This is a genomic window from Brakhagea slesvicensis (genome assembly GCF_052161625.1).
Classification (GTDB): Bacteria; Planctomycetota; Planctomycetia; order Pirellulales; family Pirellulaceae; genus JBKCUI01.
In genome coordinates, this window is sequence record NZ_CP197412.1 from 3,240,354 (window position 1) to 3,264,715 (window position 24,362).

The 24,362-nt window shown below is 52.6% G+C and carries 20 protein-coding genes; 12 read left to right on the forward strand and 8 right to left on the reverse strand.

Annotated features, from left to right (window positions below):
• The first annotated feature begins 3 nt into the window (after positions 1–3).
• On the forward strand, positions 4–1,485 hold the full coding sequence (locus SH467x_RS12305) for an ankyrin repeat domain-containing protein (protein WP_482367409.1): 1,482 nt from the start codon (positions 4–6) through the stop codon (positions 1,483–1,485).
• Between the two features lie 23 nt (positions 1,486–1,508).
• Here the strand turns inward: SH467x_RS12305 and SH467x_RS12310 are convergent, their stop codons facing one another.
• Positions 1,509–3,482, reverse strand: coding sequence for a metallophosphoesterase family protein (locus tag SH467x_RS12310; protein ID WP_482367410.1), 1,974 nt, complete (start codon positions 3,480–3,482; stop codon positions 1,509–1,511).
• Between the two features lie 105 nt (positions 3,483–3,587).
• Here SH467x_RS12310 and SH467x_RS12315 point away from each other — a divergent pair, with 105 nt between their 5' ends.
• Positions 3,588–4,658, forward strand: a complete 1,071-nt coding sequence (locus SH467x_RS12315) for a hypothetical protein (protein WP_482367411.1) — start codon at positions 3,588–3,590, stop codon at positions 4,656–4,658.
• 31 nt (positions 4,659–4,689) lie between these two features.
• On the opposite strand, the gene SH467x_RS12320 is transcribed toward SH467x_RS12315, so the two are convergent.
• The gene (locus SH467x_RS12320; protein ID WP_482367412.1) at positions 4,690–5,295 is read right to left on the reverse strand and encodes an HAD-IA family hydrolase; all 606 of its coding nucleotides are present in this window, start codon (positions 5,293–5,295) and stop codon (positions 4,690–4,692) included.
• A 60-nt stretch (positions 5,296–5,355) separates the two neighbouring features.
• Positions 5,356–6,846 (reverse strand): GntP family permease, encoded by a 1,491-nt coding sequence (locus SH467x_RS12325; protein ID WP_482367413.1) that lies wholly within the window; start codon positions 6,844–6,846, stop codon positions 5,356–5,358.
• A 177-nt stretch (positions 6,847–7,023) separates the two neighbouring features.
• Between SH467x_RS12325 and SH467x_RS12330 the strand changes: the two genes are divergently transcribed.
• The 7 genes from SH467x_RS12330 to SH467x_RS12360 all read left to right on the forward strand — a co-directional run bounded on the left by SH467x_RS12330 (position 7,024) and on the right by SH467x_RS12360 (position 14,149).
• Positions 7,024–8,727 (forward strand): M20/M25/M40 family metallo-hydrolase, encoded by a 1,704-nt coding sequence (locus tag SH467x_RS12330; RefSeq protein ID WP_482367414.1) that lies wholly within the window; start codon positions 7,024–7,026, stop codon positions 8,725–8,727.
• A gap of 477 nt (positions 8,728–9,204) precedes the next feature.
• The gene (locus SH467x_RS12335) at positions 9,205–9,810 is read left to right on the forward strand and encodes a hypothetical protein (RefSeq protein WP_482367415.1); all 606 of its coding nucleotides are present in this window, start codon (positions 9,205–9,207) and stop codon (positions 9,808–9,810) included.
• A gap of 206 nt (positions 9,811–10,016) precedes the next feature.
• Positions 10,017–10,244, forward strand: coding sequence for a hypothetical protein (locus tag SH467x_RS12340; protein ID WP_482367416.1), 228 nt, complete (start codon positions 10,017–10,019; stop codon positions 10,242–10,244).
• Positions 10,211–10,480: a hypothetical protein gene (locus tag SH467x_RS12345; protein WP_482367417.1), complete on the forward strand. Its 270-nt coding sequence runs from the start codon at positions 10,211–10,213 to the stop codon at positions 10,478–10,480. Before SH467x_RS12340 ends, SH467x_RS12345 begins: the two co-directional genes overlap by 34 nt.
• Positions 10,481–11,439: 959 nt before the next feature.
• Entirely contained in the window at positions 11,440–11,943 is a 504-nt protein-coding gene (locus SH467x_RS12350; RefSeq protein ID WP_482367418.1) for a four helix bundle protein, read from the forward strand.
• Between the two features lie 285 nt (positions 11,944–12,228).
• Entirely contained in the window at positions 12,229–12,795 is a 567-nt protein-coding gene (locus SH467x_RS12355; protein WP_482367419.1) for a hypothetical protein, read from the forward strand.
• A 910-nt stretch (positions 12,796–13,705) separates the two neighbouring features.
• Entirely contained in the window at positions 13,706–14,149 is a 444-nt protein-coding gene (locus SH467x_RS12360; protein ID WP_482367420.1) for a hypothetical protein, read from the forward strand.
• Between the two features lie 40 nt (positions 14,150–14,189).
• Here SH467x_RS12360 and SH467x_RS12365 read toward each other — a convergent pair whose 3' ends face one another.
• Positions 14,190–14,603, reverse strand: coding sequence for a hypothetical protein (locus SH467x_RS12365; protein WP_482367421.1), 414 nt, complete (start codon positions 14,601–14,603; stop codon positions 14,190–14,192).
• A 677-nt stretch (positions 14,604–15,280) separates the two neighbouring features.
• Here SH467x_RS12365 and SH467x_RS12370 point away from each other — a divergent pair.
• The 3 genes from SH467x_RS12370 to SH467x_RS12380 all read left to right on the forward strand — a co-directional run bounded on the left by SH467x_RS12370 (position 15,281) and on the right by SH467x_RS12380 (position 17,272).
• Positions 15,281–15,430: a hypothetical protein gene (locus SH467x_RS12370; protein WP_482367422.1), complete on the forward strand. Its 150-nt coding sequence runs from the start codon at positions 15,281–15,283 to the stop codon at positions 15,428–15,430.
• Positions 15,431–15,885: 455 nt separating this feature from the next.
• Positions 15,886–16,449 carry a hypothetical protein gene (locus SH467x_RS12375; protein ID WP_482367423.1) on the forward strand — a complete coding sequence of 188 codons (564 nt, stop codon included), beginning with the start codon at positions 15,886–15,888 and terminating at the stop codon, positions 16,447–16,449.
• Positions 16,450–16,837: 388 nt separating this feature from the next.
• On the forward strand, positions 16,838–17,272 hold the full coding sequence (locus SH467x_RS12380; protein ID WP_482367424.1) for a hypothetical protein: 435 nt from the start codon (positions 16,838–16,840) through the stop codon (positions 17,270–17,272).
• 291 nt (positions 17,273–17,563) lie between these two features.
• On the opposite strand, the gene SH467x_RS12385 is transcribed toward SH467x_RS12380, so the two are convergent.
• Genes SH467x_RS12385 through SH467x_RS12400 form a run of 4 tightly spaced genes read right to left on the reverse strand, consistent with a single transcriptional unit; the run spans position 17,564 to position 24,331 of the window.
• The gene (locus tag SH467x_RS12385; protein ID WP_482367425.1) at positions 17,564–18,787 is read right to left on the reverse strand and encodes a Wadjet anti-phage system protein JetD domain-containing protein; all 1,224 of its coding nucleotides are present in this window, start codon (positions 18,785–18,787) and stop codon (positions 17,564–17,566) included.
• Complete coding sequence (locus SH467x_RS12390; RefSeq protein WP_482367426.1) at positions 18,784–22,053, reverse strand: ATP-binding protein; 3,270 nt, start codon at positions 22,051–22,053, stop codon at positions 18,784–18,786. Before SH467x_RS12390 ends, SH467x_RS12385 begins: the two co-directional genes overlap by 4 nt.
• Entirely contained in the window at positions 22,050–22,829 is a 780-nt protein-coding gene (locus SH467x_RS12395; protein ID WP_482367427.1) for a DUF4194 domain-containing protein, read from the reverse strand. Before SH467x_RS12395 ends, SH467x_RS12390 begins: the two co-directional genes overlap by 4 nt.
• Positions 22,826–24,331, reverse strand: a complete 1,506-nt coding sequence (locus tag SH467x_RS12400; protein ID WP_482367428.1) for a DUF3375 domain-containing protein — start codon at positions 24,329–24,331, stop codon at positions 22,826–22,828. Before SH467x_RS12400 ends, SH467x_RS12395 begins: the two co-directional genes overlap by 4 nt.
• Positions 24,332–24,362 lie beyond the last annotated feature (31 nt).

Genomic DNA, 24,362 nt, shown 5'->3' on the forward strand with positions numbered 1-24,362 from the left:
AACATGCTCGATCCATCTCCTCGAACCGGTCAGAAGGTTGCTACTTCCCTGCTGATGATCGCGGTGGTCGTTTTTTACCATTCCGCATCGAGTGCAGCCGACGAACGCGAAAATCTTTCTCGGATGCAGTCGCTGGGGCTCGCCGATCTTGCGGAGCAGGAGCGGTGGGATGTCCTATCAACGAAAGGGAAACTCTCCTCGGAATCGCTCAATGCACCACAACAAGACGGCATGACGGCTCTCCATTGGGGAGTGAAACACGCGCGGCACGACATGGTCCAGTGGCTGCTCGAAGCGGGAGCGAACCCAAACGCCAAAACCTACTACAGCGTCACTCCCTTAACCATTGCGTGCACCCAAGGAGACGAAACGAGCACTCGGCTGCTTCTCGATGCGAGTGCTGATGTCTCCATACTGGGCCCGGGAGACGCGACTTTGCTCATGATCGCCTCCAGGCAAGGGAATGAGAAGATTGTCGAGATGCTACTTCAGTCGGGGTGTTCGGTGAGTGCGACGGACCGAAATGGGCAATCTGCGTTGATGTGGGCTGCAGCTGCGGGAAACACAGAGGCCGTCAAGGCGTTGCTAGTCGCTGGAGCGGATAGAGACCTATCGCTCAAGTCAGGTTTCAATGCCTTCTTTTTCGCGGTTCGTCAGGGCCATATGGAAACGGTGGACCTCTTCTTACCGACAGGAACAGACGTGAATCAAGTGATGAACGTGCGATCCGGGGGCGGTAGGAACGCATCAAACCAAACCTCCGCATTGATCTTAGCGGTTGAAAGCGGACACTTCGAACTGGCATTGCATTTGATCGAACGGGGAGCCAATCCAAACGATCAACGTTGCGGATATGCAGCACTCCATGCGATCAGCTGGGTGCGGAAGCCGAGCAGCGGTGATGGAGTGGATGGAGATCCGCCTCCTCGAGGGTCGGGAAAAGTAAGCAGTCTTGAGTTCGTGCGCCGGATGATCGCCTTGGGAGCCGATGCAAACCTCCCTTGGAAAAATGGTAAGCCGCCGGGGAAGGCTGCGTTGAATCGCAATGGTGCCACCCCCCTTCTGCTCGCCTGCAAAACAGCCGACTTGCCTCTCATTCAATTGCTCGTGGAACTCGGCGCGGATCTAAACCAACCGAATGCAGACGATTGCACCCCGTTGCTCGCGGCAACAGGTGTTGGAACGGTCGCGGTGGATGAAGAGCCAGGTACCGAGTCGGAGGTCTTAGAGGTCTTGGGCTATCTTCTCGCACACAATGTTGACCTTCACCATGTCGACAAGAATGGCGAATCGGCCATGCATGGCGCAGCTTACAGGGCCTTTCCTAAAGTAGTGAAGCTCCTTCATGAGTGGGGATTGAAAGGATCGACCTGGAATCATAAGAACCGACATGGCTGGACACCATTTGATATCGCAGACGGAAAACGACCCGGGAGCGTCAAACCAAATCCCGCAGTCAGAAAAGCATTGGAAGGTTCTTTGTAGGGTGCGCCTTACCCGGATGGTCGTTACAGCTTCAAGGACTTCGTGCCGGTTTGATTTTTATCCGCAGGTTTCAGATCCCTTAGCGCGATGCGATCGGGTCGATCGCGACCGATTTTGATGGTATGCAATCCGTTCGAATAGACGCGTGGCTGGAATCGTGAACCGGGAACGCGAACGGTGTAGAGGACTTCACCACTCGATTGCTCGATGACTTGTATGACCGGATCGCTTCCTCCTTCGAATTGGAGTTCCGGTAACCAGCCGACAACTTTGCGACCATCGTTGGCATCCATATCGACCGTAATCGGCCAACCGGGGAATTGCTCGGAATCTCCCTTCTTCACGTCACAGAAACGAGGCCAGCATTCGAAGGTAATGGTTCGCTTTTCCTTATTGAATCTCGCGATCCCATATCCATCGGCGCGCTTCCTTTCGTCGCTGATATCCTCCGGGTTTGCGTAGGCCAACATGCTGATTCGGTTTCCCAGACCGTCTAGGAAATCGCCGGTCCAAGGCAACGGGCTGTTCGGTACTGGGTTGGGACCAGGCTTCTCGTCGAGCGGATGCCACCAACGACCGTAGATCGTGTTCACCAACGCGGGACTGGTGAAGCCATAGGGGCCATCGCCGTAAGTATCGAGTCCATGCTTGACGACGACGGCCAAGTGCTGATCGCCGCACAAGTGGACAGCCCACGCTTGACGGATCGTTGCGAGCGCCCGTTTGCGAGGTGTCTGTGGCCATCCGTTGCAATCCAAGTCTGCTAAGAGTCGGCTATCCGCTTTTCCATGCATGTGCACTGCGCCGCAGAAGGCGGTTTGGGATAACACCGCTTTCATGGTCGCTCCGGCCCAGTCCTCCGTCCACTCTTGCAAAAACTTTTCCTGGCGTTCGCCTAATAGTTGCAAACCTGGCAAGTCGACCGTTTTAGGGTCGTAAGCCGCATCGTTGATGTGGTCGGGGCGAGGTCCCATTTTCGGGATCTTTCCGTCGGGTCCCATCTTGAACTTTCGGTCTTCGAGAATGGCGAAATCGATCCCCCCTAGCTTGAGCCGAGTGAAATAGACTTGGATATCTCGATTGATGGGAGTTGGATCGACTGCATCGGGTAGATGCCACGCTTGCTGCCGTTGGACTTGATTGACATAAGCGACAGGGTAACGATAGCCTCCGTCTGCATCCCCCTGCGTCACCGACTGCTTGCCACTCTCTCCCCACAAGTTGCCATGTCCGACATCATGATCATCGGGTATGCACACCACGGGTCGATCTCGAAAGGAATCGCGAAATTGTAGTCCGAACTCAATCCAACCTGCAGTGTGCTCAGTGTGGCGATAGGTTTGGTCACCGCTGAAGAAAAGAAGATCGGGGTCTTGGGCGAGAATATTCTGAACGATCTCGGTCCGTTCCCCGATGGTCTTGCTGGAATTGCACGAAAGGTTTCCGACGACGATCTCATTCTTGTCAGCAGGATCGCGGCGAATGCGTCCCTCGAAGAATGCACTTTCACCGTGGCGAATGCGATAAGGGATATCCCGCGAAGCATCCCAATTCTCGATTCGGAAATGGGCGTCCCAACCTGGATACAGAACTTGGCTGGTAGCGGCCCGTTGCCACTTTCCGTTTTGTAGGAACTCCAGATGCACGTCGCGAGATTCTCCCGGTTTCAGTGGGTATAGCTGCGCGGTGATTTTGAGTACTCCCGCGTGATGAAGATAGATCGCGAACACGACGACTTGATCGCGAGGTACGTTCATCGATGGAGCTGGGGAGGCTCCACCTCGCCTGACTTGGGTGTTGCGATTGTTAGCAGGCCGCGTCCACCATTCACCTGTCGTCAGGGACTCCAGATTGGGGAACTCGTCTCCAAACGGCTTCGCTACTTCCTGAGCGGCAAGATCCAGATCGGGGAGCACCAGCGAACAAGCTGCAGCCGAGGCCGCTGCTTTTAAGGCAGATCTGCGGTCGATCGGAAGTGAATTTTTGTTCGAACTCATGATAGGTCTTTTGCGGAGGAGGTTCACTCAGGGATTTGTCCCGGTTCCATTCTATCCAGCTATACTTTTCGATGCTTTGTGTCTTCCCGTTTTATCGAAATTGCCATGTCGCACATCCATCGCAGGACAGCCAGTTGGACAGCCGGTCGGACAGCCATGTTCTTCAACGCGCTGACTGTGGCGGTCTGGTTATGTTCGATGTCGCTAGCCCAATCACCGGCATCTCTCATGGAGGAGCGAATCGACCCCGCAATCGATATCACGTATGCGGACGCTGTAGAAACGTTTTGCGAGCGATCGGTCTTTCCGACAACAATGCGATACCGCGATACAACTCTCACGTTCGACCATTGCATCATCGAATCGATGTCGCGATCCGACAATTCCTGTCGATGGGTTTGTCGAGCCAAGTATTCTGGTGAGATCGATGGCTATTTGTTCTCCCCCGAACGCGTGCGATTGGAGTTTTCTGACGGTCGATGCAGTGTGAATTCAGGTGATCTCCAAGGTGCAATCGAAACGGAATCCATTGTCCGATGGATGGAAGAGGAGAATCCCTTTCAACGGGCGGATCTGACGGCGCCTCGACCTATACGTCGATACGATGCTGTGATTTTTCATCCAGGGCGGCAGCGACTTCACTTGTTCATCGAGGAATTCTTCTATACCTGGGATCCTCAGAACAATGAACTGAGCCGAAGAATGGAGATCGCTGCCGGGGATTGGACTGGGATTACCCCATGTGTCGATGCGGCCGTGTACCACCCTCGTATGAATAGGCTCTATTTCTTTCGTAGGAATCGATACGATCGTTTCAACTTTACAGAGGGGAAAGGTTTGGTCGACAGAACGGGTGCGATCGGGATCGATGGTTGGTGGCGGTTGTGGACAACAGGGATTGATTGCGCGTTGCTCCGCTCGCCTGACGAAATCGTCTTCTTTCGAAACGAGGAGTTTCGACGATTCCTCCTCCCTAATGACTTCGCGCAGCCTGCGAAAAAGCGACGCGAAGATCCCTTATGGTCCAAGCTCCCCGATGGCCGAATCGATGCCGCATTTGTTTGGGACGGCAAACTCAATTTCTTGATCGATCGAGAGCTCATAGAACTGAATGAGTCCCAGCCAGACTCCCTGCGGAGGGGGCAACCCCGCGACTTCGGATGGAACTTTCGTTGATGCTTGCGAACCGACCCGTTTAGAGACCCGCTCACGACCACTGATCGATCGTCTGCATCAGACGGTCTGCATTGACGAAGACTTGCGTTTGCCAACCTCTCCTGCTCGCCGCTTCGATGTTGTCCGCTCGATCGTCCGTGAAGAAGATGCGCTCCGGCGCTACGCCTGCTCGCTGCTCTGCTTGCTCGTAGATCCCATTGTCAGGCTTCATGCTTTTGGCCTCAAAAGAAAGGATCACGGGGGAAAACCAATCGATGACTTGCGGATAGCGTTGTTGGACGATCCATTGCCAGTGTGCTTCGCATGTGTTCGATAGGAGCCCCATCGGGATGCGCAATTCCTGGACTCTTTCCAGCACCGGCAGGATATGCGTGTTGGCGATGAACATGTCGGCTGCAGCTTCCAGGATAGGTGCCACCGCAAGGGGTTTGTCCAAGTGCTCCGCGATACGATCCACAAACTCGCTGCCGCTGATGTGCCCTGTCTCGTAGGCGATTTGTAGCTCGGTATCCATCACCGCGGCTCGCATCTCTCTCGGCGTCACACCAGCAATTTTCGCCATCCTGCGAAACGCCAAGTCGTGATCGAAGTAGAGGAGGACATTTCCAAGATCAAAATAGAAGAATTCAGGTCTCATCAAGTCTCAAACGGAAAGGGAAGGCGATAACAAATATGCAAGGAATCGTTGCACCGATCCTTATTGGGCGACGACACTTAACGGCAGAATCCAGGAAGCGATCAGCGTCGTGACGAGTCCGGTGAGCGAAAGAACACACAACATCACGCTCCAAGATTGAAGTGTCTCCTTTTGGGTGAAGCCACCTAACCGGCTCACGACCCAGAACCCGCTATCGTTCATCCACGAACCGAACATGGCCCCCCAGCCGATCGCCAAGTAAATGTAGACAGGGTGAACTCCCATCGAGGTGTCGAGCATCCCTTTCACCATCCCCGCTGTCGTAAGAATGGCAACCGTCGCGCTCCCTTGCGCCACGCGAATCACTGAAGCCACCACCCATGCAAGAACGATCAAATTGATTTCGCGTCCGCTCGCGAGACTCTCCACGGCCTTCCCCACTCCCACCGTTCGAAGCATAAAACCAAATGCTCCCCCCGCGCTTGTAATGAGAATGATCATTCCCGCCGTTTCCAGCGGTGGCCCAATCAACCGCTCCAGTCCGTGAAGGGAAATCCCCTTTTGACGGAGAAGCACCAACACAGAGATTCCAGCTCCAATCAGCAGCGCAATGTTTTTATGCCCGATGAAATCCACGACGCCTCGAACGTTGGTGAAGAGCTCTACTCCCAATGCGTTCACAAGCCCTTCGCACCAAGCGATCTTCGCCCCCTCTTTGAATGCTCCATTGGCCACGATCTGCATCAAGGAAGAAAAACCGATGAGCACAATAGGCAGGATTACAGGCATGACCGATGCGAGGAACGACGGAAGCTTTGACTCCTCAACTTCCATTTCGTTCGCGTTGGCCCCTGCACTCGGCATGGTCGTGCTGCGCGAATTGGCCCAAATACAGAAGTAATAACCGACCACAGCAGGGATCAATCCCCCTAACAACCCGGCGACCAAACTGAGCCCTGTGTCGACTTGAAGTTCGTCCACCATCGCTAAAGGGCCAGGGTGAGGAATCGTCATCGAATGCGTAATGACCCCTCCGCATGCTGTGCACATGGCAAAGAGCATGTAGTCTTTTCCGGTCCGCCTCGCCAACGCTTGAGCCAGCGGTACCATGAGCATGAACATGGTGTCGAAGAAGATTGGGATGCTAAGCAAGTAGGTCGACCATAGCAGAGCCCAACCTGCATTCTTGTAGCCGAAGAAGGCTAAGAAGCGTCGCACGACTTTGTCCGCCGCTCCGCTCTCCATCAAGCACATGCCGATGATTGATGCGAACGCGATCGAAATGGCAATGTCGCGCGCTGTATCTCCCAATCCTTTCGCGGTCAGCTCGACGACTCCGACCAATCCAGGCATGCTTTTTATCTGGCCATCCTTTTGAACGACATCCCACGTTTCTTTGTTCGCGGCGACGCCGGCGAGGAGGGAGGCGCAGATCAACGCGACAAAGGCATGCATCCGAAACTTGGCAATGGCCAAGATAATGAACAACACGCTGATGAGGAGGACGGCCAATGGCCAAAGCGGACTCGAGGTGAGATCTTTGAAAAACATAAAACGTGTCCGAACGGGAGGGAAGTTCGCGCCTGGGCAATTCGAACCACCAATTTAACCGCATTCTTCCCTCCTTCCATCCGCGATCGGAGTCGGAGCGTGAATATCACAAGTTTCTTAGAAAAAATCGATATACTATTCCGACATTCCCTATTCTCGAAACTTGGAAACCAACGCATGCGTGACGTGTTGCCCTTTCGATCTCGCCGGATCGTAGACCTCCCCGTTTGCTTCGTGAGCTTGTGCTGCACTATCTTGACCGCATCCCTCCTCATTGGCGAAGAACCGCTCGACTCGATTCTCGAGAAGGTCCAGGAGCATCAACTCCACGGGCATATTCAGTTCCTCGCCGACGATTTGCTGGAAGGACGAGGGCCCGCGTCGACGGGAGACAAGCTGACGCAGCTCTATCTCGAAACGCAATTCAAAGCATTGGGACTCAAACCGATCAAGTCCCTAGGCTCCTACCGCCAACCGTTTCCTATGATCGGTCAGCTTTCCCAGCCGGAAAAGGAATGGAGTTTTCGCCGAGATCAGAAACCGATCGGCGAACCGTTTCGTTATTTCGATGATTTCATCGCGGTCGCAGGAAAGCCGGAGAAAGTCAATCGTGTGACGGACGCCGAAGTGGTCTTCGTTGGCTATGGCATCCAAGCTCCCGAGTTTGACTGGGATGATTACAAGAACGTCGATCTTCGGGGCAAGATTTTGTTAATGATGAACAATGACCCCGAGCAAGATCCGAATCTCTTTGCCGGAGCTCGCAGGCTCTACTACGGTCGCTGGGACTACAAGTACGAAAGCGCGGCAAGACAGGGGGCAGCGGGGGCGATCATTATCCATACGGATCCTTCCGCTGGTTATCCCTTCAGCGTGATCCAAACGTCTTGGACAGGCGAAGAGTTCGAGCTTCGCGATAGCAAGGCACCTAGGATGGATCTCAAGGCTTGGATGACCGATGCGGCTACGAAGCGGATGGTCGCGTCCGCAGGATTCGATTTGGAGCGGCTTCGGGCCAAAGCAGAGAGTCGCGATTTCAAGCCTATTCCCCTTGGAATCACGCTGACAACATCCATCGCATGCGAAGCGAGGGAACGAGAAACGGCCAATGTACTGGCGGTCCTGCCTGGCACCGATCCAAAACTCCAAGACGAGGTTTTGGTGTTTATGGCGCACCACGATCACATCGGAATTGCTGCTAGCCGTGACGAGACAGGCGACACGATCTACAACGGGGCGATCGACAATGCCTCCGGCACGGCAGCACTGTTGGCGATCGCCGAGGCGCTCGTTCGAAGCAGTGCACAACCCAAACGTTCGATCTTGTTCGCTGCGGTCGGAGCGGAGGAGCAAGGGCTGCTCGGTTCCAAATACTTTGCAGAGCATCCGCCGATCCCGAACGGAAAGCTGACCGCCGTCATCAACATCGACGGACTGAATTTTTTGGGTCCGACGCGGGATGTACAAGTCATCGGATTTGGAAAAAGCTCGCTTGATGGGCTCGTCTCTGCGGCAGCGCAAACCCAGTCGCGAACGGTCATCCCCGATCGAGAGCCGAGCAAAGGCTATTACTACCGTTCGGATCAATTCTCGTTGGCCAAGGTGGGTGTTCCTGGTTTGTATCTTCATTCCGGTTACGAAGTGATCGGCAAACCCGAAGGCTGGGGCAAGAAGCAACTTGATGCATGGACCGACCGGGACTATCACCAGCGTTCGGACGAATACAATCCAGACTGGGATCTCTCCGGCGCGGTCCAGGACATCCGACTCTTGCTCCAAGTCGGCTGGCAATGCGCCAACCAAGAGACGATGCAGTCATGGAATCCGGGGGACGAATTCGAGCTTCCGCGCCTGCAAGCCTTGGAGGCAGCCAAGGAGTAGTGCAATCCGCTTGGAATGACTCGTAGGGGTCATGAACGTACGAATCGGATCCCCAAATTTCTTAGCGGAAAAAAATGAGAGATCGCAAGCATAAAACGCGATCGGTGACGAATGGAGTCCTTCCGGTGAGACCTGGCATCTTGGTATTGGTACGTCATCCCAGGACCGACGACCAGCAGCGCCGGATAATTTGAGACTCTCTTCGGCCATCTGGAACCCTTAATCCGATCACGCTACACGATATTCGACGAGGTGCAGCAACGCATCTCGGTTTGTACGGAATGCCGTAGAAGCGTCTGGAGTGCCCTATGTGTTGTAATTCTTGAGACCATGCTGATCTTTACGTTTGAGAAGATGAAGCAAAACGGAACAACTCCCATCGCGCATTTGATCTGCAAAAAGGGGGTATAATGAAACTATACTCTCCGGCGCCAGCGCCGGATAATTCTTAGTTCTGTCGGTGATAAACCAGCCAAGATGAAAGATTTTTACGCTGTACTTTGCGACATGGGGCTACACCCAAACGCCTATAGCGTTGCGACCATTGGAGAGGTTAGAGCCTTTATCGACGGATATCGATTTGGAAGAAATCGGGAGAACCAACCGTCGATAGAAGTTCCACCGTTCACGCAGTTTTCTGAATGGCTAGTTCGCAAGCTAGGACGCGGCGATACAAGCCTCGGATGGTGGCAGATACTCCACATGGACAACTGTAATGAAGCGGCGGTAATACGCAACTTTGCCGCGCTGATTTCCGAATTTAGTCAACGCCACCCAGTCGTCGTGTCAATCGCAAAATTGGACACTTATCGCCATCAACCAACGGGCAACTTCCAATTTGGATTTGTTTCGGATGGAAAGTACACCGATATGAGCACAGCACGTCCTCAGGTGGCAAAGATAATCCACTACGCATCGGATGAAGGTGTATACTTAGAATATACCTACGATATCACCTGCTATGAACATTACTGTGACAGTCTTGAGTCGGCTCGAGACCGCGCTCACAACGACTTTCGTATTGAAGAGACTGACTGGATAGGTCACGCTGAAGCACTATTACACGACAGAACCATGCCGTGAACCGGAGCGGCGAAGTCGAATGTTTCAATGTGGTATACGTTTCGTCGCCGGACGGTTACGGCCCACGTTCGTCGGCTCCATCAATGCGCACAAAAGCGATCGCGTACGAATACTCGCATTCTCGACGCAAACTGTCCAAGAACATGGAATGCTGAGCGAACATCGGGCATCAAGCTCAACCTTTCGACATGCTAAATGAAGCCGTAATGACACAAGAAGAAAACCATCTCGGTAACATCATCGCTGGAACACTGCTTGGCGGCTTGTGTGGTAGCGGGCTTGGCCTCGGCGCTTGCATGTTTATCTTTGACGAACCGCCTCTTTTTACTGGCGACACGATTCTCATCGGCGCTGTGTTGTGTGGAATACTCGGCTACTTCCTTGGTGCCGGATTTATCGAATGGCTGAAAGAAAACTGGTGGTGGTTTTGGTAGACTCTAGCCAAGCGTTGGACCGCAGCCGCGTTGGCTGCCGCATTTCCTATGGTCAATCAATTGACGCAGCGACGGTCAACGCATTCGTTAGCTCAGAAGAGTTGCAACAAGTCTTTCGACATCCCGCAAGGATTTCCAAGCAGCCGTGTGCTGCCGAAGATGTGATCGATAACCGATGGCTTCGCGACCAATCCATTCCAGGAATTGAATGGGAGCAGAACACTAATCGTCACTAATTACCACTAATAAGGAATATCAACAAGATTGTCGTGGTTTTTGATTAGTGCGAATGAGTGGAGATTAGTGTTCCTGCTTTCTCAAGACGCTGACCATCCCATTCTAGCAATATCCATGTTCGTGATCTGACCGTTGGACTTGTCTCTGCAGTTTCCGCATAGCCGATATGCCCTCAGCAACATGATCTGCGAAGCTTTCCTCGCTCAATGTGAGTGATCCTTTTCGTTAGCTCAGAAGAGTTGCGACAAGTCTTTCGACATCCCGCAAGGATTTCCAAGCAACCGTGTGCTGCCGAAGATGTGATCGATAACCGATGGCTTCACGACCAATCCATTCCTGGGATTGCATGGGAGCAGAACACTAATCGTCACCAATCACCACTAATAAGGAATATCAACAAGATTGTCGTGGTTTTTGATTAGTGCGAATGAGTGGAGATTAGTGTTCCTGCTTTCTCAAGACGCTGACCATTCCATTCTAGCAATATCCATGTTCGTGATCTGATCGTTTGACTCATCTCTGCAGTTTCCGCATAGCTGATGTGCCATCAACAACATGATCTGCTAAGTTTTACTCGCTCGACTTGCGTGATCCTTGTCGTTAGCTCAGAAGAGTTGCAACAAGTCTTTCGACATCCCGCAAGGATTTCCAAGCAATCGTGTGCTACCGAAGATGTGATCGATAACCGATGGCTTCGCGACCAATCCATTCCAGGGATTGCATGGGAGCAGAACACTAATCGTCACCAATCACCACTAATAAGGAATATCAACAAGATTGTCGTGGTTTTTGATTAGTGCGAATGAGTGGAGATTAGTGTTCCTGCTTTCTCAAGACGCTGACCATTCCATTCTAGCAATATCCATGTTCGTGATCTGACCGTTGGACTTGTCTCTGCAGTTTCCGCATAGCCGATATGCCATCAGTAACATGATCTGCTAAGCTTTCCTCGCTCAATGTGAGTGATCCTTTTCGTTATCGCATTCATGCGCATTGCTCATGCGCATTACTCGTACTCGTACTCGTGCTCGTGCTCGTGCTCGTGTTCGTGATCGTGTTCGTGATCGTGATCGTGATCGTGATCGTGATCGTGATCGTGATCGTGATCGTGCTCGTGATCGTGATCGTGATCGTGCTCGTGATCGTGCTCGTGATCGTGCTCGTGCTCGTGCTCAGTGAAACGGTGCTCTTACTCATAATCGAATCAACAGTCACCGATTACCTGTTTGACCATGATCGACTCGACGTTTGTTGCCTATCGATCGAATACGTCTCTAATGCATTTGATACTTCGCAGTCGTTGGAGTGGTTTCATCGCCATTCCCGTGATCAGTGGTTGCGAGCAGCCCAATCGGGTCCGCTCAGCATTGCGGAGGGCAACGGGAAGCAGAGTTTGAAAGAGAAGAATCGGTTTTTTAAAATTTGCCCGTGGCTCCGCTTTGGAGTGTGCTGCAATTCATGATATACTCACTTCGTTCAAGGCGATCGATTCCGAATTGAACCGGATTGGAAAAACCAATTCGAAACGGATCGTGTCGATGTTAACTCGGTTGATCCAGCGAACGGATACGGTATCCGAGGGATTGAGCGAGTACGAGTACCGCGATGCTGAGTACGATTACGAGTACGAAAAAGCAGACGAATAATGCATGGGACCGAAGCGCTCGAACGAGCACTTTTTGCCTTGCGTAAAAGTCTTCTCCGCGCACTCGGTCAATGCGGACGTTCCACCAGGAGGAAAATGCAGATGCGCATGACATTGATTCTCGTTTTTCTGATGTGCTTTGCTGGGTTCGACTTAAGAGCTGAGGAGCAAACATCTCCCGACTCGCGTCGGATAAAGGCAACGGTTGGCGAAATCCGTCTCGCAGGAGATGTGGAGATCGAGGGCATTAAGACCCTTGATGATCTCAAGGGCTTAAACAAGCTTGGCAAAGTAGTGATCAACGAAAAACTAGTCTTCGATACAGTCGAAGGAAAGAAGGTAAGTTTTGCATTTGAAAAGTCGGTTAGTCGAGTGACATCCACGGTTACTCGGCTTGGAAAGACCCAGGCTACCTACGATCAGGTGCCCACAGGCACCAGAGTGACGATTGAAATAAACTCAAGAGAAAACCAAACGCACGCTGTCGAATTGCAGTATAGTGCGGTCAGAGCTGGGCCAGAGCCTGAAGACAAGAATATACCGTTGGAGTTTTCGCAAATTGCTCTGACCGCTGACACCGTCGTCTCCGAGAATGTGCCGAAATTTCTTCTGTCACGATCATCAAACGAACCAACGTTTATCATGATCCTTGTAGAACCAATCAAATAGATGGAACAAAGGGTTTCAGCGGAGCGGGCAATACGCGTTGCCTAGAATTGCCCCATCCCATCCGCCAGCTGAGCCCGATGGTTTCGTCCTCAAATTCCATCATGAAAAGTATTGAGTTCTCAGCAACGTTGATTCGCGCGAGACGATGGGCTGGCGTCGTCTACTTCGTAACCCTTCGATTGTCTTGCCGCTGTGGTTCGTGGTGATTGTCGACCGAAGGCTGGGGAACTTCAGGTTCGGTGTGCGGCTCATCCCTGTCGTTGTGGCAACGTGGTAGTGTTGTCCTAAGGACTGGAAAATGTGTAAAATGTTTGGCGCCTGCAATTGAGTCTGTCCGTGATGCGAATGAATACGAACAAGTCAAAGAACCGAAGAAGATTAATCAGCCGGTTAATAATCAGACTGCATCTATTCCAGTCCGGTGACCGCGAGCGTTATCAGAGAGAATTATTCAGGTTAGGAATCGAATTCAGGTAAAGGTGCTAAGGAGCGATCCTCAGGCGTGTATGCTTTGCGTCTTGGCGCCTTTGCGAGAGACCTTCTTCAATGTCGATTCAGACTGACAGTTAGGAAAGCCTTAATCTTGACCTGTGTGCAGCATTCCTGTAGGCGAATGAATGACTAACTTGGAGACGACATACCGTAATGGATTTGTTGCAGTTCTTGCGATGACGTTGGTAGCGATTCAGTTCTTGCAGCGTGCGTAATGATTGCAGCGCAACTTCAGAATATGTAGAATGCCGCGATAAGACCGGGACAGGGATCGAGTTTTGATCTCTAGAAAGCCAGAACTAATTGGAAAACAATGCATTGAACCGAGAGACGCGGTCATCCGACCCTGACTTGCGCTGGGAATACCTATCGCCCACGGACACTGCAGACGTAATCGCCAATAGAGGAAAGGGCCGAAATGAACGCAAGGCAACGATATACCGAACTTGTTCGGCACTTCCTTTCCGGTCGTATGACAAATTTCGAGTACGAAATCGCTTGCGATGCCCTAATGCGAGATCTTGACGAGGCGTCGGATAAAGTCTACTGCGAATTGTGGTATTCCTACTGCGATGTACGCGAACATCGCATGGGACGAGAGCGCGGGATGACTCGCGAAGGTCGCAGAACTGTCGCAAGATGGATCATGTTCTTGAAAAGCAACCGGCCGTTCGAATACCGGCACATGATTTACCCGAACAGCTTGGTCGCATTTCTCACTTTCGGGTTGGTAAGAAAGTACGAATACCCAGAAAATACTGGAGGAGATCAAGACTACTGGCCGTACTACCGCAAGTCTGATTTTGACTATGACCTTGCATACCCCTTGTATCTATCCGGTGCTCAGGCACACGGACGATAGCAATCCCATGCACCTAATCCTCCGACGGTGCTTTCGTGTCTCAAGAGACATCGCTTGCGGGAGCTTGAGGATGGTTGTCGCCGTTCGCCCAAATAAAATGTTTTCGGGACTGGGAGCCCAATTGAATCCATACGAACCCCCACTGTTTGCTTCGAATTCCCTGGGAGTTGCGCCAAATGAATCGTTCGATACGGTGCTTGTAGAAATTCACTTTACCCCCCAGTTTCGTCTTCGAGTCTTTGTGTAGGTTGCGATCGCTTGGAGTCATGCGTAAGGTGTTTCGGACTGCTAGGTACTTTGCGATTTTAGTTTGCGGACTTATCTCATTGCTGATGATATTCCACGGAGTGATATTCGGTGTCATCTTCTGGGCCATGTTTGCCGCATTTTTGGTGTTCTCGGGATCAATCGACCAATGGTGGACCAAACGAAGCTTAATTCGATCACCTTTCATCAATGAACAAGTGAAACTCAAAGTGCCATACCGTACTAGTGGCAACCCCGCTTAACTAAACCGGCCTGAAGAATTTGTGACCGTTGTTTTGAACCCTTCGGAGCGTCCATGAACGACAACCCTTACGCCTCGCCAAAATCGATATCAGTAGCATCGCGACGTCCCGGTGTTCGGTCTCGCATTTGGTGGTTTGTTGTTCCTTCGATTATCGGGGGTTTCATTGGTGCCAGCGCCTTCGCAGGTACATTCGGTAAATCTCCCAGTGATCCATTCGGTGCTACTCGGCCATTTGGGATTGGCGGTTTAGTCGGCTTGTTCGTTGGCGCTCTATTGCATTGGCGCACTCGGCCGACGCAGAAAAAAGAACCGATCGTCGGCCACGAATGACGCGATGTTTATCGACTTGCGATCGAGTACGAGTACCGCGATGCTGAGTACGATTACGAGCACGAGAAAATGCGTGAGCAAAAGATTGCACCCAAAGTCAGGGTGTCAGCCTCTGATTTTAGGATGGTTACTTGCGGCTGCTGGGCGAATTTGGTTGTTCTTGCAAGGAGATAAAACCAACCTCTCCATGATATTCTGCGACCCAGCGGTCGTCGTCGACCTGCATGCCTGCCAATCTCATCCTTCCTTCAAAACAGCGATGTATACTCAAAGGATTCGAGTCAGGAGAAATGATCGGTGTACCGCCGGCTGTCTCGGCAGCGGCCGAAGAACAAGGATGGAAGGAAGTGTCAACCAGTCAAGCGGTTTGGCGGTGGCGTACGTACTTCGTCGCTCTCGTGGTGGTTGAGCCGAAGGACTTAGAGCTCCAAAAGCGTTAATGCCGAACAATCAGCTCAACCGGAGCCGCTGGGCCTCGCTGGTTTTGATTCTTGTGTCACTCGCCGCGGCCGGGTGATGCGTGCCGACCTCGAGTTAGACATCGATTTCGCGCAACGGTACTAAGGCGCAAGGCTCCGGCGTGTATACTTTGCGTCTTGGCGCCGTTGCGAGAAACATGATTGACATTCGAATCTTTGATCGAATCCAATACTTTGCAGCGTCATACCAGCATCCGTAGAATGATGAGAGTAAGTCAGGACAGGGATCAATCGGCGATCCCTGGGAAACAAGTCCGATTTAAGAACATGTATTGGACCGATGGATTCGGCCACCCGGGGCGGGCTTGCGTTGAAATTACCTCTTGCCCAGAGTCAGTGCGGACGATATTTATGAAAGGGAGATCCCCATGCCTCAATGGAAATCGAATCGAGTTGCAATCGCACTCGGCGTCACTGTGACGTTGGCGTTGGTTGCCGTTGAGCAACAAAAGCCCATCGAGGTGCCGAAGCCATCGGTTATCTCCATACCGGCAAGACCCGAAGGCAAGTACGAATTCGTCTCTTCGTTGGTACAGGAGCAGTTCGCAGATGGATTTCGGGAAAGAATTCCATTTGAATACATTGAACTGAAACAGTGGGGACAATTTGATCCATTTACCCACCAACCAGGCGGGACTGAATATCGAATTTTGCTTTGGCGTGACGGCAAGGCTGAGTACGAGGGAACTACCGGTGTGAAAATGAAAGGACTTCACCGGGGTAAAGTCGATATTGAAGAATATGGTAAGCTCGCATTGTTGCTTGAGTTATTTAAGTTTGATTCCGAACAGTGCGATGTTGGTTTTGAGGTGATGGTTTCTCACCCGGTGGTTGCGGCGATAACAGTTGGTTTTGACAATCAGGATCCAATGACAAGGCGAAATGCAAATGGATACGGCGACTACCGGTTTTGGTTGATACAATCTGCGATCGAGAATGTTGCCAACACCGTCGCTTGGAAGCCCAACGGAAGCAAATAGCATTGTGGTGCGGCGAAAGATATTCGACAGATTCTCAATGCCCTACAAAATCTGAGCAGCAAGGCAAGATTTGCATTAGATCAATGCTACGTTAAGGAGTTCAATATTGGGTTTGATTGTTGGGATACTTGGTCGTACGTGCATTCGATACCGACGGAAATCCTTCGAGATTTGTCAGAATTATCTTGTTCCGTTGCGTTGACGCTTTACCCGATGCGTGATGCCGACGGGAAACCTAAAGACTGATGTCGTCGGTCTCCTCGATCCTGTAAAATCCCAGAACAACGGCTTGCATACGATGGCCTCGATCGGCCTTTGGCGACTTGCGTTGGGTTAAGTCCTTGGATTGGACATCGTGAAACAATTTATATATCTCCATATGATTTAAATGAGTAACAACAACGACGCAAAAATAGAAGAAGTGATTGATGCTGTCAGCGAACGATCTGGGCTTTCCCGCGATATTGTGAAGTTAGTTATTGACCACCTTCGGAGCGTTGCCCCTATCCCGAATGCAGCGTCTTTGGTATCGCCACAAAAAGCGAGAATCTTGCCGGAGATTCGATTCGATCTGAGGGAAAAGAACAGATCGCCAACGGACATTGATCCCGAAAAGCTCACCTCGAACCGTTCGAAACTTGGGGGGAGAGCCGAGTGGATTCACGAACCGCGAGTTCCGGTTTGCTGTGGCCGTTTTGCGACGTGCTATGCACAGATCGACACCAACCTAGGACCCAAATTTTGTATCGCAGACGCGGGCGTACTTTACGTCTTTGTATGCGATCAGTGTCTTGCAACCTTTACTGAACTTCAGTTCTACTGACTTCTCCAAGATGCGGTGCCTATTTTGGTTTCGCATTGGAGCATGCTTGGTGGCGTATGATGTCGGATGAGCTAAGAAGTTCTTGCGAATTCTCGGATCGTGAGTTTACTGATATTAAGTCTTTAGGCCGTGATCCAACTCGCGCAAAGACGTTGCAACCCAACACTCTAACATGCAATGACAAATGTCTTGCTCGTGCTCAGTGAGACGGTGCTCGTGCTCCTGCTCGTCATCGCACGGGGGTTCAGCATCGAACCAAGTCGCGCCCATGCGAGACGCAAGCCTATGATTTCATGGCTCTCCATCATCCTTCCCTCCGCGCCTCTCCGCGCCCTCCGCGGTTAGCTCTTCTTGGACGGTTACCTGACTTGTTCCGTCCAACCACTGGCGAATGGCGGCGTGAACGACTTCGCGCGAGAGGAATTCTTGCTCCAGCCGGCTTGGCTCCGTCGAAAGCAGCGATCGATAAAGATCTTGTTCTGGTTCCGTCAACCCAGCGGGTGGCTCGATTCCCGCGTGAACCGGTTCGCGGACTGCCTTCGATTGAAATTGGCCGAACACCTCCGATGTCATTAGCAACGGTTGCAAATGAGGAATCGAGCGCCGGGCCTTCCCGAGAAAGGCAAGCCCCCAGGTGTCGAGATCGCCCCAGTACCCAACGCTTCTTTCTCGAAGCCATTCGGCGTTAGTCCACCCTAAATCAAATCCTGTCCCCAGCACCGCAATCGTCCCAGGAGCCTCGGGCAATTGGTGCAAACAGGATTCGTTTTCAATCAATAGAAGGCGCTCGCCGGGCAGGGGAGTGGAACTCAGATCCAAGCTTCGAATGCGCAGACGTCGATACGGTAGCAATCCACCGTCCATGTCGTAAATCAACAACCAATGTTCGCTTTCTCTGTAGGCGCCGAGAAAGTCTTCCAAGCCGATCCGACTCACCTCCCCTTCGAACCGCTCGTCGAGCAGGGCAGCGATCAACCCGGAGTGACGTTCGAAGAATTTGGTATCGGTCCCCACTAACCCAAGAGTCCGTAGCGGCATGTCTTGGGCGCATCCTGGTGTTAACTCACCGGCGATTCGCAAAGCCTGTAATACTTCTTCTGCTGGTTTGCTGTTCCATAGCGAACGCTTTCGAATCAGCAAACGATGAAAGATGGGAGCGGAGTGCTCGACCCACTTGGCCATCGCTTCGAACTCCGCCCGCACCCGCGGATCGCGAATCGCATCGATCCATTCGGTCGGTTTATTCAATCGCCAAGCCACCGGTACCTCCACCTCCGATGCGGCTGCCCGATATCGCAATTTTTTCCAAAGAACCTCGCCGATCCGTACCTTTCGCCACACCTCCATGTGATGCTTGACCGCATCCAAGTCATTACTTAGCGAACGCGATGTTGGACGACCGATGGGGATTTCGATGGGCCAAGCATCATGTCCGCCGAGCAATCGGTTCTCTCGGTACGTCGGTGATTCCCATTGTTTCGCCAGGATGCGCCGGCATGCTTCCGGGGACTTCATTTCGGTCGTGCAATGCTCTCCAGTCGCTCCCACGTGATCGATGCGAGGCTCGCTTCTTTCTTAGGACGTTGAACGCAGATGACTTTTCGAGTGTGTTGTTTCAGCAGTCCAATTTCTTTGTTGGGTGTGACGAAAATGGGGTGAAGGCTGAAGATGCGGAGGGCTTCGATGATACGACTAGCAGCGGAGGGAGAGCTTTTCGAGAAGGCTTCGTCGAGAACAACCGTGGCATAAAGGGGCTTTGTCGCGGCGGCTGGGCACAGAGCATAGCTGAGGGATGCCGTCAGGATATGGCTAGCCATCAACTCCTTTTCTCCACCGCTTCCGCTTTGCGATCCCGTTCGAGGAGGGGATCGATCTCCCGTTTGCCGATCGACTTCGACAACAAAAAACTGCAGACGAAATCTGGCGTCGAGCAATGCTCTGGAGCCTTGTAGTCTGCGATTCTCACCGGCATCGCGGAGGATGGTCACCATTTCCTGAAGCGCTTTGTAATGGCTTTCCCCACCATCGTCCTTCAGCGCAGCGCTTCGCACTTTTCGCACGGCGACATCGAGACTCCGCAGTCGCTCATCTCGAATGCGCTGGGGTTGCAGTTGAAGATAACGTCCCGATCGGAAATCGACTTTCACCAGAGTTTGATTCAATTCCTCGATGCGTCGTTCGATCGCATCGACCTCCTCGTCGATACTGGCGATCAACTGCGTCACTCCCTGGTCCGAGGAGCGATTGAGATACTCCAGAAATCGTCCTCGTTTCGCAGGAAGTCCTTCGGTTTGCAGTTCCTTCAATCGATTCAGATAGTGAGGCACATCTTCGATCCCAGACCCAATGTCCGCCAGCGCGCCGGTGTCGACCCGTTTGGCAGCCTCCATCTTTCGGATAAGTTGCTGCTCGATATCGACGACGCGGTTGGTCAGCTCAAGCAGTTTCTCGTCGACCGATTTCGTCAGACGCCGCTCCTCCACATCCAATCGATGTGGTGGGATTCCCTCCGCGATACTCAATTGTGTTTCTGCCAATTGCAACTCATCAGGACTCAGACCTTCCCCGATACGCTCCGCCGCTTTGTCTCGCTCCTGTTCTGCTTGGTAGCAATTGGCTCCCAGGACACCGATTTTGGTTTGGCGGTCCATCAGTTCTTTGCGCAGTTCTTCCAGGGCCCAGTTCTCTTTCTCAAAGGCCCACTTGGATTGGCTCGCATCGGAATTGGGGTCGAGCAGAGCGGCCAATCGTTCCTGTGCTTTGGCTAACTCCGATTCGGCTTTGGGAAGATCGATACTTGCAAAATCTAGTTCCAGCAGAGAATCGAGGATCTGCAATTGTTCGTCCAATTGGACGAGGTTCTGGCTGTTCTGGGTGGCTTCAAGCTTCCGTTTCTCGGCCTCTTGGCGCGCAGCCATCCATGCCTGTTTGAGGAATTCCAGCTGGTCGCGGTTGTCGAAGCCCGTCATCCAGTCCTGATCCAATCTCCTTTGGTCTTGTTTTTCGAACTTCCCTTTGCGGCCCGATTGAAGACCTTGGATGGTCATTGCATGTTCGGTGCGTTGAAGGGCTTCGGGAGAATCCACGCAATGGAGATCGCGGCTCACCAAAAGTTGTTTGGCGGTCCCCACCAGCGGATGCTCTTTGAACTGCAACTTGGCAACATACCCGTCGCGAAATCCTTGTTCGCCCCCTTCGCTTCGACCCGCTTCCTGCAGTCGAACGTGCAATCGATTGTCGCGTTGATTGATCCACCGCAGTGCTGCCTGCATTTGAGAGGCGGGAACCAAGATGCGAAGTCGTTCCGAGCCGATAGCTCGTTCGATCGCTCCACGCCAATTCGATTCGCTCACCTTGACTTCGACGAGCTCCGCCAAAAAAGGGAGCTCAGATTCTTTAAGGCTTAATTGCGCCGCCAGATCCGCTCGGAAGTCTTGAAAGGATGGTGGAATATTGGAACCCGGTCGAGCCTGAACTTTTTGAACGAGCTGCTCCAATTCGCGACACTTCTCTTCTTGCTCGCGAGCCTGGGAGAGCGCGATCAATGTTTTCTCTTGTTGTGCGCTCCGCGATTCTTGTTCGTCGATACGACGCTGTTTCAGCAACTCGCGATTCGTGAAGAACATCTTTTCCGAAAGGGTATCGGGGAGTGCGAGTCGCTGCATCATTCGCTGATACTGTCCCGCGTATCGTCGTTTGAGCTCGACGCTTTCCGTGCGAAGCGAGATGGTGCTTTCCAGCTCCGCGATGACATTTCCTCCCAGCTCGAGATAGCGTTCGCGAAGCGACTCGACCCGTTCCTTCATTTCCTCGGCGAGTAGCTCTTTGGACGCGATTTGCAGCTGCATTTCTTCAAGCTCTCGTCGCATCCGCTGGATCTCGGTTGTCCACTTCTCTCGCGATTGCATCGCAAACCAGATCGGCAGAATCCGTTTGATGATCTGCTGTCGTTCCACACGGTGGCGCGCTTTGAGAAGCCGATCGTCGTCTTCGGCAACAGGTAACAGCGAATCGACTTGCTTTTTGGCTGTTTCCAACTCGGCATGGATTGCAGCTAAATTATCGAACTCGGCGGCTACTTCAATCGCCCGATCAAATGCCGAGCGATCGTCCAGTACCAGTTCCCGAAAGATCTCATCGATACTGTTAAGCTGCTTCAACCCTGCGGCGCGATTAAGCAGCGTGAAGGCATTTTCGCCGACATCAAAGAATTTGCGGATATGCGTCAAGTACGCTCGCTTGCTATCGAAGAAACGAATGTTGGCGGTCTCACGACCCATCTTGAGCAAATCGCGGACGCCGTCGTCGTGGAGCATACGGATCCAGCTTTCCAGCGACTGATCGTCGGCGAGCGAGAAGATCCATCGCTTTTTCAAATCTTCGGCGGAGTTCCCCGTCCCTTCGGTCCATAACAACCCAGCCAGGCGAACGGTCTGCGTCCCTCCTTGGTAGGTCGCGCAAATCCCCGTGATCGTTTTGCCAGGACGGGCGACTTCCTCTCGACCGTCGGACCCATCACCTCCTAATACTCCACGAACGTAAGAGACCAACGTTCGATCGCTTTCATGCCCTCCGGTCGATGCGAGATTGTATCGAGGCTGCGCGACGAGCAGCGTCATGAGCGCATCGACCAATGTCGTCTTACCGCTCCCCGTCGGACCGATAATCGCCGTTCCGATCGGATCAAAGTCCGCGCGATGCATGCCGCAAAATGGCCCCCAATTGAACACCTCTAACTGGGTCAAGAGATAGGATGGTTCGCTCCCTTCCGAGTCGTTCATCGTGGCTCCTTTTCGTCATCGTCGGAACCAACACGTTGCTCACGGAGGACTTGCAATAAAGCCTGTAGCGATTCGGGATTCGCTAAGTGCGCAATCAACGGTCGAATCGTTACCTCCTGCTTCTTGTCCATCTCTGAAACCAATCCATACCCTTTCAGCTGATCCAGAAGCTGCACAAGCCTGCTTTCGTTCTTCGAATCGCTACCCGTATCTCCGAAATAAACCAGGAATTGCGGGAGCAAATCATCGATCGCGATCTTGGCCGGCGAGTGCCCGACTCCCGACTCTTGCTCATGCATCACGAACGATTGCCTTAAAATGGCGATGACCAACGATTGTTCTAACGTGAGTCGTTGACGGCGTATCAAAGGATGGGACCAACCCTCATCACTGTTATTCGCATCGACCATTGGGTGGCTTATCCGAAGGAACGCAACCCCGCGGTGAGTATCCAATCGGACCTCCAAATCGAGTGGTTCCAAAGCTTCTTGAATTGCGGATTCATGGATACGAATGCATTGAAACAAATCGGAGCGTCCCTCCTCTTCGATGAATCCGTTCTTCAACAGTTCCTGAACAGCCGACTTGATTTCTGCGGGCGTTTGTCCTTCTGGGGCGGCCACCGCAGAGGTCAACGCATCGTTCTCTGGCCACTCCGGTCCTAGATGTTCGTCGGACTCACGGAGCGTGTCGCTCGCCGCGCTCTCAAGGGAGTTGTCAGGCAAATTGTCAGGGATTGTGTCACCCGATGCTATGCGGTCAAAGATATTGCTCATTCCAAGCTCGATGCTCCCAGGTCTAGGATGCGATCGGAGGTCAGTTTTACTTCCGGAACATAGAATCGGGTAATCCCCTGCGATTCGTCCCCCAGATCGACCACCTCGGATTCCTCACGAACATCTAAACCGGCCTGTCGCGCCATCGCAAGCCAATAGGCCAAGGTCTCCAGATCGTGGGTCGGTGGCAGCGCTTTCGCCAACTCTCCGATCGAGAGAGGCGTACCGGTTTCCAACAAGTGATTCAGGGTGTTCTCAAACAATTGCGATCGATTCAATGCGTGATAGGCTTGCCAGAACTCATCGTCCATCTCATTTGGATTTGCCTCGCGGGGTGTGAGTTCTAGCTCATTCACTTCCGATTGTTCCGCTTGCTTGATGAGGAGTCGCTCGACGAGGGGTAGATTGGAAAGAGCGGGAGCGATGGGTGGAAGTGGGCTATCCGATTTACGCACCTTTGACGAATGCCAATCGACGTGCAACGCCGCTTGCAAGATCTCCTGCAACAACGCTCCGACGCGGATTTGCTCTTCGACTAATCCCGATTTCAAAAAAGTACGCACATCCCGCTCGCTCCGTGCGCGGGCTTGGATGACTCGTTCCGATTCCTGAACGAGCCGAGAAACCAGTTGCTGAAGATCGGCGCGTTGCTTCCTTTGCAATGCTTCGTCCGTATTGGCATTGTCGAGGATGGATCGCAAGCGCGCTTTCATGACTTCTAACTCGGCGGTTTTCACCAACTGGGCATGGAACGACTCGAAAACTTGCCCCTCCGCGGTATTGGCTAAGGCGTCATATCCATTGAGGAGTTCGTCGACGATCTCACCCCTATTTTGCTTTTCGCTGATGACTCGTTCTCGCAGTTCGCGATCGGCTCTGCGATAAGAATCCTCGACGCGTCGAAAGTCGGACTGAAGACTGACGGCGAGCTGGTAGACCTCGCGAATTCCTTCGATCGCTTTCGGGCCGTCTAAGACCTCGAACTCCCCAGCTTGGACCGCTTGAAGCTCTTTCTGCAATGCATCGATCCGAGCCTGTAGGGACTTTTCGCGTTCGACTTGACTGCGGCTCAGCTGGGCGTCGAGCAGTTCGATCGCCCTTTGCACGGTCGCTAAACGGGATGCGGTGGAAGTCATCGTTTCGTTTTCGAGCGATTCCAGGAAAGCGATGGCGCGTTGGAAAGCGTTGGTCGCCATCACCATTCCATCTCGTTCGACGATCAATCCATTCTTCAGCCACAACCGCAACTCTTTGCGAGCCATTGCGGGAGGTTCCTCGCTCAACTCGAACTCGCTGTCGTTGATGAAATCGGCGAACAAACCAGCCAGATGCTCCACCGCGTCATCCATGGCAATCCCATTCGGATTCGCCTCCATCAAAGTTTTCAGGCTGCTCAATACGATGGGGGCACGCCTTGCTGTCAGAAGCAGCCAGGAAGCGTTGCTTCGCCGGAGTTGGGCATAGTAGTGGACGGCTTCTCTCGCAGTTCTTCCATACTCCATATCGTTCAGTCGTTCTCTTTGGAAAAAGGGA

What these genes read in the sequence shown, in the direction of transcription:
- SH467x_RS12365 (WP_482367421.1), bottom strand. Translation starts at nt 14,603, where the DNA reads ATGAAAGGTGATCGAATTAAGCTTCGTTTGGTCCACCATTGGTCGATT.
- SH467x_RS12385 (WP_482367425.1), bottom strand. Translation starts at nt 18,787, where the DNA reads ATGAAGTCCCCGGAAGCATGCCGGCGCATCCTGGCGAAACAATGGGAA.
- SH467x_RS12330 (WP_482367414.1), top strand. Translation starts at nt 7,024, where the DNA reads ATGCGTGACGTGTTGCCCTTTCGATCTCGCCGGATCGTAGACCTCCCC.
- SH467x_RS12345 (WP_482367417.1), top strand. Translation starts at nt 10,211, where the DNA reads ATGGCTGAAAGAAAACTGGTGGTGGTTTTGGTAGACTCTAGCCAAGCG.
- SH467x_RS12305 (WP_482367409.1), top strand. Translation starts at nt 4, where the DNA reads ATGCTCGATCCATCTCCTCGAACCGGTCAGAAGGTTGCTACTTCCCTG.
- SH467x_RS12325 (WP_482367413.1), bottom strand. Translation starts at nt 6,846, where the DNA reads ATGTTTTTCAAAGATCTCACCTCGAGTCCGCTTTGGCCATTGGCCGTC.
- SH467x_RS12360 (WP_482367420.1), top strand. Translation starts at nt 13,706, where the DNA reads ATGAACGCAAGGCAACGATATACCGAACTTGTTCGGCACTTCCTTTCC.
- SH467x_RS12390 (WP_482367426.1), bottom strand. Translation starts at nt 22,053, where the DNA reads ATGAACGACTCGGAAGGGAGCGAACCATCCTATCTCTTGACCCAGTTA.
- SH467x_RS12320 (WP_482367412.1), bottom strand. Translation starts at nt 5,295, where the DNA reads ATGAGACCTGAATTCTTCTATTTTGATCTTGGAAATGTCCTCCTCTAC.
- SH467x_RS12355 (WP_482367419.1), top strand. Translation starts at nt 12,229, where the DNA reads ATGCGCATGACATTGATTCTCGTTTTTCTGATGTGCTTTGCTGGGTTC.
- SH467x_RS12400 (WP_482367428.1), bottom strand. Translation starts at nt 24,331, where the DNA reads ATGGAGTATGGAAGAACTGCGAGAGAAGCCGTCCACTACTATGCCCAA.
- SH467x_RS12315 (WP_482367411.1), top strand. Translation starts at nt 3,588, where the DNA reads ATGTCGCACATCCATCGCAGGACAGCCAGTTGGACAGCCGGTCGGACA.
- SH467x_RS12370 (WP_482367422.1), top strand. Translation starts at nt 15,281, where the DNA reads ATGATCGGTGTACCGCCGGCTGTCTCGGCAGCGGCCGAAGAACAAGGA.
- SH467x_RS12310 (WP_482367410.1), bottom strand. Translation starts at nt 3,482, where the DNA reads ATGAGTTCGAACAAAAATTCACTTCCGATCGACCGCAGATCTGCCTTA.
- SH467x_RS12380 (WP_482367424.1), top strand. Translation starts at nt 16,838, where the DNA reads ATGAGTAACAACAACGACGCAAAAATAGAAGAAGTGATTGATGCTGTC.
- SH467x_RS12335 (WP_482367415.1), top strand. Translation starts at nt 9,205, where the DNA reads ATGAAAGATTTTTACGCTGTACTTTGCGACATGGGGCTACACCCAAAC.
- SH467x_RS12395 (WP_482367427.1), bottom strand. Translation starts at nt 22,829, where the DNA reads ATGAGCAATATCTTTGACCGCATAGCATCGGGTGACACAATCCCTGAC.
- SH467x_RS12340 (WP_482367416.1), top strand. Translation starts at nt 10,017, where the DNA reads ATGACACAAGAAGAAAACCATCTCGGTAACATCATCGCTGGAACACTG.